Below are 15,747 nucleotides of genomic sequence, written 5' to 3'. Positions count from 1 at the left end.
AAAGTGCGACAGAGCCGTTATTCAGACAGTCCCGGCAGATTGGGCAGTGCGGTGGGGCCTGCCTCGCGTTGTGGTTACAGAGTTGCTAAGGTTTGCAACTGTTGAATTCTGCGACTGGTGTTGCGGTGTGGCGTCGGTGCGGGCATCGGGAAGGATCGGCGGTATGACGATCGTGGATAGGTGCTGTACCGGCCGTTGCCTTCGGTGGTGGGTGCGATGAGCAGGCCGCTGTATCAGTTGAAGGCGGAGTTTTTCAAGACGCTGGGGCATCCGGCGCGGATCCGGGTGCTTGAGTTGCTCAGTGAGCGTGAGCACGCGGTGGCCGAGATGCTGCCTGAGGTGGGCATCGAGCCGGCGAATCTGTCCCAGCAGTTGGCGGTGTTGCGGCGGGCTGGGCTGGTGACGACCCGCAAGGAGGGGTCGGCGGTGTACTACTCGTTGACCAGTCCGCAGGTGGCGGAGTTGCTGGCGGTGGCGCGCACGATCCTGACCGGTGTGCTTTCGGGGCAGGTCGAGCTGCTCGAGGATCTGCGCACCCCGCTCGGAGTTCCGCTTTCCGAGGACGTGGTGCCGGGATCGGGCGAGGACTAGGCGGGAAGGGTCGGCCGCGGCTCGGCGGCAGTGGCGGACGGTGTGAGTTCAGGAGGCGTTGATGCAGGCGTTGTGGCGCAGGATCCGTGGTTTGGGCCGTGCGGCCGAGCCCGCACCGCAGGCACCGGACGGTGATCGCCCCGCGGTGGCATCCGTGTTCGCCGGATCGGTGCAGGTCCGCCATGTGGACGCGGGGTCGTGCAATGGCTGCGAGGTGGAGATCGGCTCGGCGTTCGGCCCGGTGTACGACCTGGAGCGGTACGGGGCACGGCTGGTGGCTTCGCCCCGGCATGCGGATGTGCTGTTGGTGACCGGTCCGGTGAGCCGGAATATGGCCGAGCCGCTGCGGCGCACCTACGAGGCGATGCCCGCGCCGAAGGCAGTGGTGGCGGTGGGCGACTGTGCGCGCAACTGCGGGGTTTTCGCCGGTGCCTACGGGGTCGCCGGTGCGGTGGGCGACGTGATCCCGGTCGATGTGGAGATCGCCGGGTGCGCACCTCGTCCGGAGGCGATCGTTGCGGGTATGCGGAAGTTGACCGGTCGATGAACTTGGCCACCGCGGGGTTCGCCGCGGCCTGCGTGATCGGGCTGGCTTCGGCGTTGCTCGCTGTTGCGCTGCCCGCGCGGGTACGTGTTGGGGCGGTCGGTATCGGGGTGGTGCTCACCGGCGCGGCGGGTCTATTTGCCGGGATCGGCGTGCTCGCCGGGCAGCCATGTGTGGTGGACTGGCCGTGGCTGTTGCCGTTTTCGGGTTTCCAGTTGGCCACTGATGAGCTCGGTGGGGTGTTCATCGTGGTGACCGCGGGGGTGACGGTGTTGGTCGGGGTGTACAGCATCGGTTACACGCGCGGGCATCTGGAATCGCGGGTGGCGCAGGCGGGTGTGCCGTTGTTCGTTGTCGCGATGTTGTTGGTGCCCGCGGCGGCGAGTGTGGGCACGTTGCTGGTGTGCTGGGAACTGATGGCGCTGCTCTCGCTTGGGCTTGTGGTGGCCGAGCATCGGCAGCGTGCGGGGGTCGCCGCGGCAGGGCGCTGGTATGCGGTGATGACGCATCTGGGGTTCATGCTGATCCTGATCGGGCTGTTGGTGCTGGCCGCGCACGCGCGCACGGATTCGTTCACGGCGGTCCGGGCGGCGGCCGGGCAGTTGTCGGCGCCGCTGGCCGGGCTGGTGTTCGTGCTGCTGGTGCTCGGGTTCGGGTCGAAGGCGGGCATCGTTCCCTTGCATGCGTGGCTGCCGCGCGCGCATCCCGAGGCGCCGAGTCATGTTTCGGCGTTGATGTCGGCGGCGATGGTCAATCTCGGCGTGTACGGGATCGTGCGGGCTGGGTTCGATTTCTTCGGCGGCGGGGCGAGCTGGTGGTGGCTGCTGGTGCTGATCCTGGGGGCGGTCTCGGCGGTGTACGGCATCCTGCAGGCCGCGATGAGCACCGATGTGAAGCGCCTGCTGGGGCATTCCACCACGGAGAACATGGGTCTGGTGCTGATCGGGATCGGTGCCGCTGGTTTGTTCACCGTGGCGGGGCAGCGCGGACTGGCGGGGCTGGCGCTTGGCGCGGCGCTGCTGCACGTGGTGGGCCATGCTGCGGTGAAGACGCTGCTGTTTCTGTCCGCGGGTTCGGTGCTACGGGCGACCGGGACCCGGGATCTGGACGAGTTGGGTGGTCTGCGCGGGCCGATGCCGGGCACGACCGCGGCGTTCGGCTGGGGTGGACTGGCATTGTCCGCGCTGCCACCGGGCACGATGTTCGTCTCGGAATGGTTGCTGCTGCAGGCGTTGATTCACGGGGTGGCTTCGGCAAGCACGGCGGAGGCGATCGTATTGCCCGTTGCGGTGGCGGCGATCGCGCTGACCGCGGGACTGGCCGTGGCCACCTTCGTCAAGGCGTTCGGGATCGGGTTCCTGGCCCGCCCGCGCACCGAGGCCGCGGCCCGTCCCGTGGAGAGCCCGCCGAGCATGCTGATCGGCATGGGCCTTTCCGGTGTGCTGGCCGCGGTGCTCGCGCTCGCCCCCGGCCTGGTACTGCCCGCGCTCGGCTCGGCGGTCACGTCGGTACTGGGGTCGGGTCCCGCGGTGACCGGTGGTGCGGTGACCATGCGGCTGACCGTGGCGGCAGGCGAGCTGTCCCCGGCGCTGCTCACGGTCGCGGTGCTGGCGGCGATGCTGCTGGTGTGGGCGGGGGCGCGGGCGATCGCGGTGCGGCGCGGCTCCAGGGTGGTGCGCGAATGGGACTGCGGGGCCGGGCCGATGACCGCGCGGATGGAGTACACCGCGACCTCGTTCGCCGAACCGGTGCAGCGCGTGTTCGACAACGTGCTGCGCCCGGAACAGGACGTCAATGTGGATCATGATGCCGAATCGCGCTATCTGGTGCGCGCGGTCGAGTACCGGCGCCAGGTACCGGATCGGATCGAGCAACACCTGTATGTCCCGGTGCTGAACGGAATCCGGCGTTGGGGGCAGTGGGCGCGACAGCTGGCCGATGGCAGTGTGCACCGCTACCTGGCCTACGGCTTCTACACCGTGTGTGCCGTCCTGCTGCTACTGGCGGTGACCTGGTGAGCGCCATGCGGATCGCCGGAACGATTGGGCAGCTGCTGCTCATCGGTGCGTGCGGTCCACTGCTGCTCGGGGTGCTGCGCCAGGTGCGGGCCCGGCTCGAGGGGCGCGCGGGACCGGGAATTCTCCAGCCGTGGCGCGACACCCGCAAGCTGCTGCGCAAACACCGACTGCGCCCGCGCGGGAGCAGCGAGATGTTCCGGCTGGTGCCGCTGCTGCTGACCGCGACCACCCTCGTGGTTGCCGTCGCGGTGCCGATGCTGACCACCGCCACCGTGCTCGCCCCGATCGCGGACCTGTTCGCCGTGGTCGCCCTGTTGGCGATGGGCACGACCACTCTAGCCCTGGCGGGAATCGATACCGGAACAGCCTTCGGCGGAATGGGCGCGAGCCGGGAAATGACCATCCTGGCCCTGGTCGAACCGACCCTGCTAGTGGCGATCTTCGCGCTCTCGGTGCCGTCCGGGTCAACGAACCTGACCGCGATGGTGCAATCCGGCCTCGGCGATCCCGCGCACATCGCGTCCCCGGCGAGCCTGCTTGCCGCGGCCGCGCTGGTGGTGGTGATCATCGCGGAAAACGGCAGGCTGCCGGTGGACAATCCGGCCACACACCTGGAACTGACCATGGTCCACGAGGCCATGATCCTCGAGTACTCGGGCCCGGATCTGGCCTTGGTGGAATGGGCCGCCTCGATGCGGTTAACAGTGTTCCTCGGCCTGTTCGCGACCTTGTTCGTGCCCTGGGGCATCGCCACCAGCGCCGACCCGCTTTCCCTGCTACTCGGCCTGGTGGCCTTGGCAGTGAAGGTCCTGGTGCTCGGGGTGCTGCTGGCCATTGGTGAGGTGTTCGTGGCCAAGCTGCGCTTGTTCCGGGTGCCCGAGCTTCTCGCCGGGTCGTTCCTGTTGTCCCTGCTCGCGGTGGTGTCGTCCTTCTTCCTCGCCTGAATGCCCGAAAGTCCTGATCCCCGGAGAACGAGAGTGATGTGATGAGCGAAGCCGGATACGCGCAGTTGCTCGATCTGGCCTGCGGTGCGCTGTTGCTGACCGCGGTGCTGATCGTGTGGCGCCGCGAGCTCGCGGTCATTGTGCGCGTTTTCGCGGTCCAGGGCGTTGTGGTGGCCGGGATCGTGGCGATACTGGCCGCGCACACCGGGAACGGCGAACTATGGGCGGTGGCCGCTGGGGTTTTGGTTCTGCGTGCCGGGGTGCTGCCGTTGCTGTTGCGCCGTGCGCTGCTGCGCGCCGAGGCCCCGCGCCGGGAGATCCGGCCGGTGGTCAACGTGGCAGCCTCGCTGCTCGCGGTCGCGGTGCTCGCCCTGCTCGCCTACGCGGTCTGCCAGCCGATCGTGCGCTTGTCCCCGTCCACGGCAACCAGGCTGGTCCCGATCGGGGTCACGGTGGTGCTGATCGGGTTCTTCGTACTGGTCACGCGCCGCCACGCGCTTTCCCAGCTGGTGGGGTTCCTGCTCGTAGACAACGGCATCACCGTCACCGGATTCCTGGCCACCAGCGGGATCGGGCTCATCGTGGAAGCGGGGGTGTCCTTGGATGTGCTGCTGGCCGTGCTGGTGCTGGGGATCCTGACCTCGCGGATGCGGGAGACCTTCGGCGACACCGATCTCGATGAGCTGCGGGAGTTGCGCGACTGATGAACCTTGTCCTTCTGCTGGTTCCGATGGTGCTGCCGGTAGTCGCGGCCCTGCTGTACGCGGTGTTCGGCTGGCGGGCCGCGAGCCGCTGGATCGGTGCGGTGAGCAGTGCCGGTGTGCTCGCCGCGGCGATCATTGCGGCGGCCAAGGTGATGCGCACCGGGCCGATCATGGGACTGGGCGCGGCGCTGCGGATCGACGCGCTCGCGGCGGTGATGCTGCTCGTGATCGGAGCGGTCTCGCTGCTGGCGACCCTGGCCACGCCCGGGTTCTTCCGCACCGAGATCGATCAGGGCAGGGCCAGCGCCCGCACCGCGGCCCGGCACGCCCTGCTCGTCCAGTTTTTCCTCGCGGCGATGGCGGTGGCCGTGCTGGCGGCGAACCTGGGGATGGTGTGGGTCGCGGTCGAGGCCACCACGATCTGCACCGCATTCCTTGTCGGGCAACGGCGCACCAAGACCGCGGTGGAAGCCGCGTGGAAATACGTGGTCATCTGCTCGACCGGGATCGCGCTCGCACTGCTCGGGGTGATCCTGCTCAACACCGCGGCGGCACACACCACGGCCGCGCCCGGGCTGAATCTTGCGGCGCTGGTTTCAGCGGCCCACGAACTCGACCCGGGCGTCACGCGGCTCGCGGTTGTGTTGCTGTTCCTCGGTTTCGGCGCCAAGGCCGGGCTCACACCGCTGCACGCCTGGCTGCCCGACGCGCACTCCCAAGCCCCTGCCCCGGTCTCGGCACTGATGTCCGGGGTGCTGCTCTCGGTGGCGCTGGCCACGATGCTGCGGATCAAGCAGATCGCCGACCTCACCCTCGGGATCGGCTTCGCCCGCGCCTTTCTTGCCGGGATGGCCCTGGTCTCGCTCCTGCTCGCGGCCTCCCTGCTGCTGGCACAGCGCGATTACAAACGCATGCTGGCCTATTCCAGCATCGAGCACATGGCCCTGGTCACCGTGGGTGCGGCGATCGGCACCCCACTGGCCATCGCGGCGGCGCTGCTGCACATCCTCGGGCACGGACTGGCCAAGGCGGTGCTGTTCCTGAGCGCGGGACAGATCCTGCAAACCCGCGGCACCAGCCGCATCGCCCAGGTGCGCGCGCTCGCAACCGACCAGCCGGTACTCGCCGGGGTGCTGGGCCTCGGGGTGCTCGCGCTGATCGGGCTGCCCCCGTTCAGCCTGTTCGCTAGCGAACTGGGGATCGCACGGGCCGGATTCGCCGCCGGGCTCGGGTGGGTACTCGCCGCCGTGCTGCTGCTCGTGGTGGTCATCGCCGGGGCGCTGATCACCCACACCAGCCGGATGGTGCTCGGTGCGCCCGACGAGTTCCGAACGGACCTCCCCGGTGGCATCCCAACGGATGCCCCCGGTGCGGCGAGGGCACCGGCCCGAAGCCCGCGAACGGCAGCGGCCGTGCTCATCGGTGGCCTTATGGTGTGCGCGGTCATCGGCATCACCACCGGCCCACTGGATCCGCTGCTGCACCTGGCCGCCACCAGCCTGATCGGAGCACCATGACCGACCACAGCACAGAGAAGTCCTGCGGACAGCGACGCAACTCCCGCACGATCAGCCCGGATGAATTGCCCGGACACGCCACGGACCTGTTCGCCGATGGCTACCGGCTCGGGCTCGTCGCCGGGCACGACGACACCGACCGGTTGCGCGCGGTGTACCTGTTCCTGGCCGGTGCCCCGGATCGGCGGGTCGAACTGCATGTGCCACTGGACCGGAACCGGCCACATGTGCCCAGCCTCGCCGCCGCCTCGTTCCCTGCCGGGCGCTTCGAACGCGAGATGCGGGACCTGTTCGGCATCCTCCCCGAGAATCACCCGCTGCCACGCCGTCTGGTGCGGCACTTCCATTGGCCCCAGGGCTGGTTTCCGATGCTCGCCGATGCCGGTGATCCACCGGAATTCGGCGAGCCCGACGGGGCCTACCCATTCCGCACCGTCGAAGGTCCCGGCGTCTACGAGATCCCCGTCGGCCCGGTACACGCCGGCATGATCGAACCCGGCCACTTCCGCTTCTCCGTGGTCGGTGAGACCATTCTCAACCTCAAAGCCCGCCTGTGGTTCGTCCACAAAGGACTCGAGAAGCTGTTCACCGGACTCACCCCCGAACAGGGCACCGAACTCGCCGAACGCGTCAGCGGAGACACCACCATCGGGCACGCGCTCGCGTTCAGCCAAGCTGTCGAGGACGCACGAAACCACGTCATCACACCCGATGCGCACCGGATCCGGGCCATCCTGCTCGAGCTGGAACGCCTCTACAACCACGTCACCGACCTCGGAGCCCTATGCAACGACGTCGGCCACGGCATCCTCAACAACCACGCCCTACGCATCCGCGAAACCCTGCTACGCCTCAACGACCAGGTCACCGGCGACCGGCTACTACGCGGAGCCATCGGCCCCGGCCGCACCCGCATCCACCAACTTCCCGACACCGGCGTACTGCACCGGATCGGCACCGGCGTCGACGAACTCGCCTCCCTCGCGCTGAACCACACCGTGGTGCGCGACCGGTTCACCGGAACCGCCACCCTCACCCTCGAACAAGCCACCGACCTCGGTGTCCTCGGACCGGTCGCACGAGCCAGCGGACGCACCATCGACGCCCGCCACGACCATCCATTCCTGCCAGGAACGTTCATTCACACACCGCACGCGCACACCGATGGGGATGTACTGTCCCGGTTCTGTATCCGCGCCGAGGAAATCCGTGCCGCACTGCAGCTGATCGTGACCACCATCAGCCACCTAGACACGCCCCCGACACAGACCGGCTCCACATCAGCCACCCCCACAGCCCCTGGCGCCTCGGGCGTCGGCATCGTCGAAGGCTGGCGCGGCACCATCGTGCACCGCATCGAACTCGCGGGCGACGGAACACTCAGTCGCGTCAAGATCGTCGACCCCAGCTTCCTCAACTGGCCCGCGCTACCGGTCGCCATGACCAACACCATCGTTCCCGACTTCCCGCTGGCCAACAAGAGTTTCAACCTCTCCTACGCCGGCAACGATCTCTAGCCAAACCCCAGGACCGTGCACCATGTCACATCAACGGCCTTTGCGTTATCCAACACTTGCGAAATCTTTTATGTGCGCAGATGATGTACGCCTCGATCCAGTGTTCGCCGGGTGAATGGAGACCATGAGCGAATTCATCAGGGCCTTGCAGAGCCAGATCGATCAGGCCCAGCAGGCGTGGCGCATCGCGGTCGCCGACGGCCGCGAGCACGACGCCGCCCGCCATCGAGCGCGCGTGCAGGATCTGCTCGACTTGGCTGCACGCCACGACGTGGACACCGCAGGCTGGATCGATGCCGCACCGTCGTGCTGGCAGGAACGGTCATGACGTCGGGCCAGGTGGTGCTGCGCGGCCGGGAGGACCAGTACGCCGTGCTGACCGAACTCGCCGAGCTGATCACCAGGCACGGCGGGACAGCGGCGACCGTGCACACCGCGGCGGAGGCCATTCCCAGGACCGCGGGGTGCGGTGTTCCTCGCGGCCCCTTCGGCGACCGGTGAGTTCGCTGGGGCGCTGCCGGTGGTCACTATGGCCGATGTCGCCGCCATCGGCGCGGCTGTGCGCTGTTTGACCTCGCTCGCGGATGCCCATCGCCGGTTCGGCACTGCACGGGTGATCCTCGCCGGTACTCGGGACAATCCGATGCTGTGCCCGCTGCTGATCGCCGCGGGAATCAGTGACATCACCACCTGGGAGCCCGGCGACGCCGCCGCGTTCCCGCTGCGGGAGATCACCGAATGCTGCGATGTGCTCGTCGATCTGCTCGAGGAAGGACTGCCGGACCGCGTCGATTCCTGGGAGCCCATCGTCGTGGCACCAGATCGGTGGCACACCAGTGGAATCGTGCTGCCTGGGTTGTGTGCCGCGCTCGCCGCTTCGGCCCGGCCCCCGGCCCGGCCCACCGTTGAGATGGCCCTTGCCTGCGTGTACGCGGTCATTCTCGGCACACCCGCTGGGCAGCAAAGCCCCGAACACGCCACTCCGGAGCTGACCGGACAGATCCGCGAAGCCGTGGCCCAAGCCCTAGCCCGCCCCGATTCCCTCATTTCGAACCGACGAACCTCGAACAACGGCGAATAACCTGCCGCACGAGATCAAGGAGTAACACCAATGAGCACAACCGCTGCCGGCGAGGCCCCGACCACCCACCAGGGGCTGCTGGACTGGGTGCGCGAGATCGCCGAGCTCACCGGTCCCGCCGAGATCGTGTGGTGCGACGGTTCGGAGCAGGAATGGCAGCGGCTGACCCGCATGCTCGTGGACGCGGGCACCCTCGTCGAGCTGTCCGGGCGACCCAACTCCTTCTGGGCGGCCTCGGACCCCAGTGATGTCGCCCGGGTCGAGGACCGCACCTTCATCTGCTCGCGCGACGAAGACGACGCAGGCCCGACCAACAACTGGATGGACCCCGTCGACATGAAAACGATCATGACCGAGCACTACCGCGGTGCCATGCGGGGACGCACCATGTACGTGATCCCGTTCTGCATGGGCCCGCTCGAGGCGGAGAACCCCGAACTCGGGGTCGAGATCACCGATTCCGCCTATGTCGTGCTCTCGATGCGCATCATGACCCGCGCGGGCAGCGATGCCCTCGCCAAATTCACCACTCCCGGCGGGGAGGAAGCCGAATTCGTCAAGGCCCTGCACTCGGTCGGCGCGCCATTGAAACCCGGGCAGGCCGATGTTCCGTGGCCCTGTGACAACACCAAATACATCACCCACTTCCCCGAAGAGCGCACCATCTGGAGCTACGGATCCGGGTACGGAGGCAACTCGCTGCTCGGCAAGAAGTGCTACTCGCTGCGCATCGCCTCGGCGATGGCCCGTGATGAGGGCTGGCTGGCCGAACACATGCTCATCCTCAAGCTCACCTCACCGGAAGGTGCGGTGCACTACATCGCCGCCGCTTTTCCCAGCGCCTGCGGCAAAACCAATCTCGCCATGCTCGAACCCACCGTGCCAGGCTGGAAAGCCGAGACACTCGGCGACGACATCGCCTGGATGCGCTTCGGCGAGGACGGGCGCCTCTACGCGGTCAACCCGGAATTCGGCTTCTTCGGTGTCGCACCAGGAACCGGGTACGGCACCAACCCCATCGCCATGCGCACCATCGAAAAGGGCAACACGATCTTCACCAACGTCGCGCGCACCGACGACGGCGACGTCTGGTGGGAGGGCATGACGACCGCACCCGCCCATCTGACCGACTGGCGCGGCAACGACTGGACCCCGCAGACGGGTGAACCGGCCGCACACCCCAACTCGCGATTCTGCACCCCGATCAGCCAATGCCCGATCGTCGCGCCCGAATGGGACGATCCCCGAGGCGTGCCCATTTCCGCGATCCTGTTCGGCGGGCGCCGCGCCAGCACCGTCCCCCTGGTCACCGAAGCCCGCGACTGGCGCCACGGTGTCTTCCTCGGTGCCACGCTCTCCAGCGAGACCACCGCCGCGGCCACCGGCCAGGTCGGCATCGTGCGCCGGGACCCGATGGCGATGCTGCCCTTCATCGGGTACCACGCCGGCGACTACCTTCAGCACTGGCTGCGCATCGGCGAACACGCCGACCCCGCCAAACTCCCCAAGATCTTCCATGTCAACTGGTTCCGCCGCGGCGACGACCGCCGGTTCCTGTGGCCCGGATTCCGGGAAAACTCCCGCATCCTCGAATGGATCATCCGGCGAGTCGAACAGACCGCCACCAGCAGCCTGACTCCCATCGGCTCCGTCCCCACCGCCGACGACCTCAGCCTCGACGGCCTGGACACGCCCCGCGAGGACATCGAAGCGGCGCTGCGCGTGGACCCGGCCGAATGGCAGGACGAGATCCCGCTCATCGAAGAATGGTTCGCCACTATCGGTGCCAAGCTTCCCACCGGACTACGCGAAGAACTCAATCATCTCAAAAACCAGCTATCCCGATAAGCCCTGAAACAGACCACGCTTTCCGGTGGGCAGGACTCCAGCGCGATCCCCGCCCACCGGAACAAGCCACGGTGCCCGAAACCGTCAGTCAGCCCGTTCGATCAGCACTGGCATAGCAAGGTCGACCGGCCCCGAGGGAGCGCCTTGCTGCCGGCCATCAAGATCGACCAGTTTGCGGGACGCCTCGTTCAGACTGATCTGAAGGCCTTGGACCTCTCCAAGCCATCCGTTAAGTTGCGCTTCCTAGTGCCTCATCAAGGAACGTTGACGTTGTAATCGTGTCGTGTGGACATTTGGGGTGTGTCAGTCGAACGGCTCTGGTCTACTTCCGGTGGTGACGTTGGGTAGTTCATTCGAGCAGGATGTGGTGGCGTAGGAGTGGGAAAGCTGCGCGTCCGTACATTTGCCGCTTGATCAGCTTTGTCTTGTTCGGTTCGTCCATTGTGGAATGAGTGCGTGAGGGCGGCATTGACGGCGTGGCGATCGAGTTCGAGTCCGCGAGTGAACGCGTGTAGATGGGGCAGGTTTTCGGCCCGGGCCAGCTCGATCCAGTCGGTGAGGCGCATATCGTTGCCGGTGGCAGGAGCCAGAAGCGCGGCGAAGTCGCCGACGAGACCGGCCAGGGCTGTATCTCGGGGCAGGCGCTCACGGCGGCGTCGAGCCGTTCTCGCTGGTGGGCTTTGAGTCGGTCTGGTCGTGTGAGCAGGTAACGGGCCAGGCGCCGTGGGGAGATCGCTGGTCGGTCGGATTCGACGCGGCCTTGGGTGATGTAGCGGTAGAGCAGGTTGTGACTTCCTGGGTAGCCGAGCTGTGTGATCTCGGCGAACAGGGTCTTCACCGGGACGGCGGGATCGGCTTCACGGCGACGGCGTAGATGCTCCCGGTAAGGGTCGACCAACGTGGGGCGGTATTTCGGCGCCCGAACCAGACTGTCGGCGCTCACGGATTTCCCCAGGTTAGGGTGGTTTTCGCTCACGTTATTCCCCAGGTTGGCGTTCACGTAATTCCCGTGTGGGTGTTGAGCGTGTCGCTGTTGGTGTGGTCCTCGCAGGACGAAGGCTGCTCTCGTTGGATCGAGCTGACGGGAGCCTGGATTGGCGAGGAGACGTTCAACGTGGTCGACGTGACCGAGATTCTGGTTCATTGGTATGCGGGCCGCTCGCAGAGTGAGATCGCGACCAGTCTGGGAGTGGATCGCAAGACGGTGAAGAAGTACGTCACTCCGGCGGTCGAGGCTGGGTTGGTGCCGGGTGGTCCGGCGAAGCCGGTGCTCGAGTGGGAAGAGCTGGTGCGGGGCTGGTTCCCGGAGTTGGCTGATTTGCGGCTGCGGCAGACGACGTGGCCCGAGATCGAGACCCACCGTGACTATATCGTGGCGATGCTCGCGGCCGGGGTGTCCAAGCAGACGATCTGGCAGCGGCTGGCTGATGAGCATGGACTGGTCGCGTCGGTGGCGTCGTTGAAGCGCTATATCGCGGCGAATCTGCCCGAGGACGACCGGCGGGCCCGGGTGACGGTGTTGCGGGAGGATCCGCCACCGGGGCAGGAAGCACAGATCGATTACGGCTATCTGGGGTCGTGGACGGATCCGGTGGGTGGCCGGAAACGTCGGGTGTGGGCGTTTGTGATGGTGCTGGCCTGTTCGCGGTTGATGTTCGTGCGCCCGGTGCTGACCATGGATCAGCAGGCCTGGACCGAGGCTCACGTGGAGGCGTTCGCGTTCTTCGGTGGGGTGCCGCACCGGCTGGTGCCGGACAACTTGCGCACCGGGGTGGACCGCACTGATCTGTATGACCCGAAGATCAACCGCTCGTATGCCGAGCTCGCGCAGCATTACGGGACGCTGGTGGACCCGGCCCGAGCGCGCAAACCGAAGGACAAGCCCCGGGTGGAGCGCCCGATGCCTTATGTTCGGGACTCGTTCTGGCGCGGCCGCGAGTTCGGTTCGTTGCAGCAGATGCAGGAGACCGCGGTCCTGTGGTGCCGGGAGGTCGCTGGCCGCCGGTCCTGCAGGCCCCTGGCCGGTGCGTCCCCGGTCTCGGTGTTCGAAGCGGTCGAAGCCGAAACACTGCTGGCGTTGCCGCGCAAGCCGTTCGTGCTCGCCACGTGGTCGAAAGCCACCGTGGGCCCGGATATTCACGTCAAGGTCGGCAAGAGTCTGTATTCGGTGCCGTGGCGTCACATCGGCCGGAAAGTGGATGCGCGGGCGACCGCGACCATGGTGCAGATCTTCGATGACGGTCAGCTGATCGCGACGCATCCGCGCAAGCAGGCCGGGAAACAGACCGATTTCGGGCACTATCCACCGGAGAAGATCGCGTTCAAGATGCGCACTCCGGTGTGGTGTCGCACCCGCGCCGCCGAGATCGGGCACGCGTGTGTCGCCGTGATCGCTGAGCTGCTCGAGGTCAATGCCTTGTTCCGGTTGCGCGGTGCTCAAGGAGTGCTCGGGCTGGCCGACAAACACGGCCCCGAACGGCTCGAAGCGGCCTGCGCCAAAGCGATCGCGGTCGGCGACCCCTCGTATCGCACGATCAGGGGCATCCTCGCCGCTGGGTTGGAAACCGATCCCGCGCCGCCACCGACCGGTGACGGTGGTGCCGCGGCGTTCCTGCATGGTCCTTCGCGGCTGTTCCGCAACGTCATGGCCATGCCCACCGCGGACGCCACGCTCGCTCAGGACCGGTCCACCGCGAGCACCGACCGCGATCCCAGCGGGGACAACGAGCCGGGGGTGTCGGCATGATCGTCGATGTCGCGCTCGAGCAGGCACTGCGGAATCTGAAACTGTCCGGGATGCTTCAAACTCTGGAAGCCCGCCTCGCCCAGGCCCGCGCCGGGGAACTCGGTCATATCGAGTTCCTGCAGGTGCTCTGCCATGACGAGATCGCCCGCCGGGAATCCCAGGCCATCACCCGCCGGATCCGGCGAGCGCAGTTCGAACAACAGGTCACCCTCGAGGGATTCGACTTCGCCGCGAGCCCGAAACTGCCCGCGGCACAGATCCGTGATCTGGGTGCGCTGCGCTGGCTGACCGCCGGTGAGTCGGTCATCCTCTACGGGCCGGTCGGGGTCGGAAAGACCCACGTCGCTCAAGGCCTCGGGCACCTCGCGATCCGCCAGGGCGCCGACGTCAAGTTCGCCAAAACCAGCCGCATACTAGCCACCCTCGCCGGCGGACACGCCGACCGCAGCTGGGACAAACGCCTACGCGAACTGGCCAAACCCGCCGTGCTCATCCTCGACGACTTCGGCATGCGCGAACTGTCCACCACCCAAGCCGACGACCTCTACGAGCTGATATCCGAACGCGCCACCACCGGCCGCTCCCTGGTTCTGACCTCGAACCGGTCACCAGTCGACTGGTATCCACTGTTCCCCAACCCCGTGGTCGCCGAATCACTGCTCGACCGGCTCATCAACACCAGTCACCAAGTCTTCATGAACGGCCCCAGCTACCGGCCCAACAAACGCCCCACCCCGGGCGACTCAACCACCAAGGAGGCCACCGGGTAAAACAACACCACAAGGACCCACCACCTGCGGAATAACATGAGCACAGGCGCCGGGAATTACGTGAGCGCCGACACGCATCAAGGCCCGCAGCGCGGTCTGCGGCGAGAGCGCGACTCCGAGCCCGCCCAGCACCCGGGCGCCGGCACGTCCGGCCAACTCCCGGACGACGATGCCCACCTGCGTGGTCAGCCGCACGGTCCGTCGCTGATACCACTCGATGACGCCAGCAGGCTGCTCACGGAAAGTCTGCCGTGGACAGTCAAGGCTGGGGCAGCGCATGCGCCGCGCCCGCAGGCAGATCAGCACGCGCCGCCCGCCGACTGGCAGGTCGGCGATCTGCCGATGGATGTAGCCATGCACCCGGCCAGTCCGAGTCGCGCATCCCGGGCATGCCACCGGATCGGGCCGAGTTGACGCCCACACTGCCAGAGACCCTGCGTCCTCATCTACACCGTCGATGACCAGGGACGGCAGTCCCGGGAACACCAGCTTCAGAAGGTGATCAGCATCGCACTGGCCTCACACTGGCCCGAGGTACCCGATGCGACACGCACCGACACGCACAGCCACCACCGGATTCGGATCAGAGCCGTTGATCTGACACTCCCCTGTCCGGACGAGCGTTGGTCATGCGATGACCTTGTTCGGGGTTTCTTCCGTACGGTCAGATTTCCGGTGGGGGCACGATGCCGGAGAGTACCGCTCCGCTGATGCCGCCGTCGATCACAAGCGGATGCCCGTTGATCCAGGAGGAATCCGGCGAAGCCAGAAACAGGATGGCGGAGGCGACCTCGTCGGGCGTGGCGTGTCGGCCGAGCAGACCCTTCAGCCCGTCCAAGGTGTCCTTGCCCATCGACTGTTCGAAGTCCGGCAGGATCGGGGTCTGCACCGGCCCGGGAAGTACCGCGTTCATCCGCAGTTCCTGCTCGACGAGGCCGGTCGCCATCGCCATCGTGTAGACGGTGACGCATTCCTTGGCGAAGTTGTACGCGTTTCCCTCTTGCGGGTGCTCTTCGAACCAGCGCAGCCCTGACTCGAAGGTGTCCTGCGTCAGGAGTTCACGGATGGCGCCGAGACGCTCGGCCCACTGGAAACCCGCGGTCGACGAGACGTTGACGATGGTTCCGCCCGGTTCGAGCCGGTCGAACATCGCCTCGGACAAATGACGCATGCCGAGGAAATTCACCTTGAAAACGAGCGTCGGATCGTACGTGCCCGGCAGTCCGGCGACGTTGATGTGCGCGTTCCATCCGGTACCGAGCTGTTCGACGGCCTGATCGATGCTCGCGCGATCGGAAAGGTCGACGGTGATGTGCTCATCGACGGCGGCCGCTGGTTCGTTGCGGTCGAGACTGGTCACGCTGGCCCCGCCCTTGATGAGCTGTTCGGCAACCGCGTGGCCGATACCGGAAGCTGCGCCCGTCACCACGCAGCGGAGCCCGTTCGTACTCGTCATTGAGATTCCTT

General features: G+C 66.9%; 15 protein-coding genes and 1 pseudogene. 13 read left to right on the top strand and 3 right to left on the bottom strand.

What is annotated here, in order from left to right; all coding sequences use genetic code 11:
* The first annotated feature begins 216 nt into the window (after positions 1-216).
* The 11 genes from AD72_RS19100 to AD72_RS19055 all read left to right on the top strand — a co-directional run bounded on the left by AD72_RS19100 (position 217) and on the right by AD72_RS19055 (position 10,764).
* On the top strand, positions 217-591 hold the full coding sequence (locus AD72_RS19100) for an ArsR/SmtB family transcription factor (protein WP_037346451.1): 375 nt from the start codon (positions 217-219) through the stop codon (positions 589-591).
* A gap of 61 nt (positions 592-652) precedes the next feature.
* Positions 653-1,138, top strand: coding sequence for an NADH-quinone oxidoreductase subunit B family protein (locus AD72_RS19095; protein ID WP_031467887.1), 486 nt, complete (start codon positions 653-655; stop codon positions 1,136-1,138).
* The gene (locus AD72_RS19090; protein WP_031467886.1) at positions 1,135-3,153 is read left to right on the top strand and encodes a proton-conducting transporter transmembrane domain-containing protein; all 2,019 of its coding nucleotides are present in this window, start codon (positions 1,135-1,137) and stop codon (positions 3,151-3,153) included. Before AD72_RS19095 ends, AD72_RS19090 begins: the two co-directional genes overlap by 4 nt.
* 5 nt (positions 3,154-3,158) lie before the next feature.
* Positions 3,159-4,097: a respiratory chain complex I subunit 1 family protein gene (locus AD72_RS19085; RefSeq protein WP_031467885.1), complete on the top strand. Its 939-nt coding sequence runs from the start codon at positions 3,159-3,161 to the stop codon at positions 4,095-4,097.
* A 41-nt stretch (positions 4,098-4,138) separates the two neighbouring features.
* On the top strand, positions 4,139-4,801 hold the full coding sequence (locus AD72_RS19080; RefSeq protein ID WP_031467884.1) for a hypothetical protein: 663 nt from the start codon (positions 4,139-4,141) through the stop codon (positions 4,799-4,801).
* On the top strand, positions 4,801-6,318 hold the full coding sequence (locus AD72_RS19075) for a proton-conducting transporter transmembrane domain-containing protein (RefSeq protein WP_031467883.1): 1,518 nt from the start codon (positions 4,801-4,803) through the stop codon (positions 6,316-6,318). Before AD72_RS19080 ends, AD72_RS19075 begins: the two co-directional genes overlap by 1 nt.
* A complete protein-coding gene (locus AD72_RS19070) occupies positions 6,315-7,835 on the top strand; it encodes a hydrogenase large subunit (protein ID WP_051898775.1) in 1,521 nt (506 codons plus the stop codon). Before AD72_RS19075 ends, AD72_RS19070 begins: the two co-directional genes overlap by 4 nt.
* Positions 7,836-7,959: 124 nt before the next feature.
* Entirely contained in the window at positions 7,960-8,163 is a 204-nt protein-coding gene (locus AD72_RS19065; RefSeq protein WP_156365266.1) for a hypothetical protein, read from the top strand.
* The gene (locus AD72_RS36665; RefSeq protein ID WP_156365265.1) at positions 8,160-8,336 is read left to right on the top strand and encodes a hypothetical protein; all 177 of its coding nucleotides are present in this window, start codon (positions 8,160-8,162) and stop codon (positions 8,334-8,336) included. The genes AD72_RS19065 and AD72_RS36665 overlap by 4 nt, the downstream gene beginning before the upstream one ends.
* Positions 8,337-8,364: 28 nt before the next feature.
* The gene (locus AD72_RS19060; protein ID WP_156365264.1) at positions 8,365-8,916 is read left to right on the top strand and encodes a hypothetical protein; all 552 of its coding nucleotides are present in this window, start codon (positions 8,365-8,367) and stop codon (positions 8,914-8,916) included.
* A 30-nt stretch (positions 8,917-8,946) separates the two neighbouring features.
* Positions 8,947-10,764: a phosphoenolpyruvate carboxykinase (GTP) gene (locus tag AD72_RS19055; protein WP_031467879.1), complete on the top strand. Its 1,818-nt coding sequence runs from the start codon at positions 8,947-8,949 to the stop codon at positions 10,762-10,764.
* Positions 10,765-11,113: 349 nt separating this feature from the next.
* Here the strand turns inward: AD72_RS19055 and AD72_RS35755 are convergent.
* Positions 11,114-11,683: pseudogene (locus tag AD72_RS35755) on the bottom strand (transposase); the annotation flags it as partial.
* Positions 11,684-11,878: 195 nt separating this feature from the next.
* On the opposite strand from AD72_RS35755, the gene istA reads away from it, so the two are divergent.
* Together istA and istB are read left to right on the top strand one after the other, a co-directional pair.
* Entirely contained in the window at positions 11,879-13,510 is a 1,632-nt protein-coding gene (gene istA / locus AD72_RS19045; RefSeq protein WP_231644893.1) for an IS21 family transposase, read from the top strand.
* Positions 13,507-14,280: an IS21-like element helper ATPase IstB gene (gene istB / locus AD72_RS19040; protein WP_031467876.1), complete on the top strand. Its 774-nt coding sequence runs from the start codon at positions 13,507-13,509 to the stop codon at positions 14,278-14,280. Before istA ends, istB begins: the two co-directional genes overlap by 4 nt.
* Here istB and AD72_RS35750 read toward each other — a convergent pair.
* Entirely contained in the window at positions 14,254-14,676 is a 423-nt protein-coding gene (locus AD72_RS35750; protein WP_255357167.1) for a transposase family protein, read from the bottom strand. The two genes, istB and AD72_RS35750, sit on opposite strands and share 27 nt — an antisense overlap.
* Before the next feature lie 268 nt (positions 14,677-14,944).
* Positions 14,945-15,736 carry a coniferyl-alcohol dehydrogenase gene (locus AD72_RS19035; RefSeq protein WP_020497560.1) on the bottom strand — a complete coding sequence of 264 codons (792 nt, stop codon included), beginning with the start codon at positions 15,734-15,736 and terminating at the stop codon, positions 14,945-14,947.
* Positions 15,737-15,747 lie beyond the last annotated feature (11 nt).

The organism is Sciscionella sediminilitoris, from assembly GCF_000737195.2.
GTDB classification, from domain to species: domain Bacteria; phylum Actinomycetota; class Actinomycetes; order Mycobacteriales; family Pseudonocardiaceae; genus Sciscionella; species Sciscionella sediminilitoris.
This window is presented reverse-complemented; position numbering and strand designations above follow the sequence as displayed.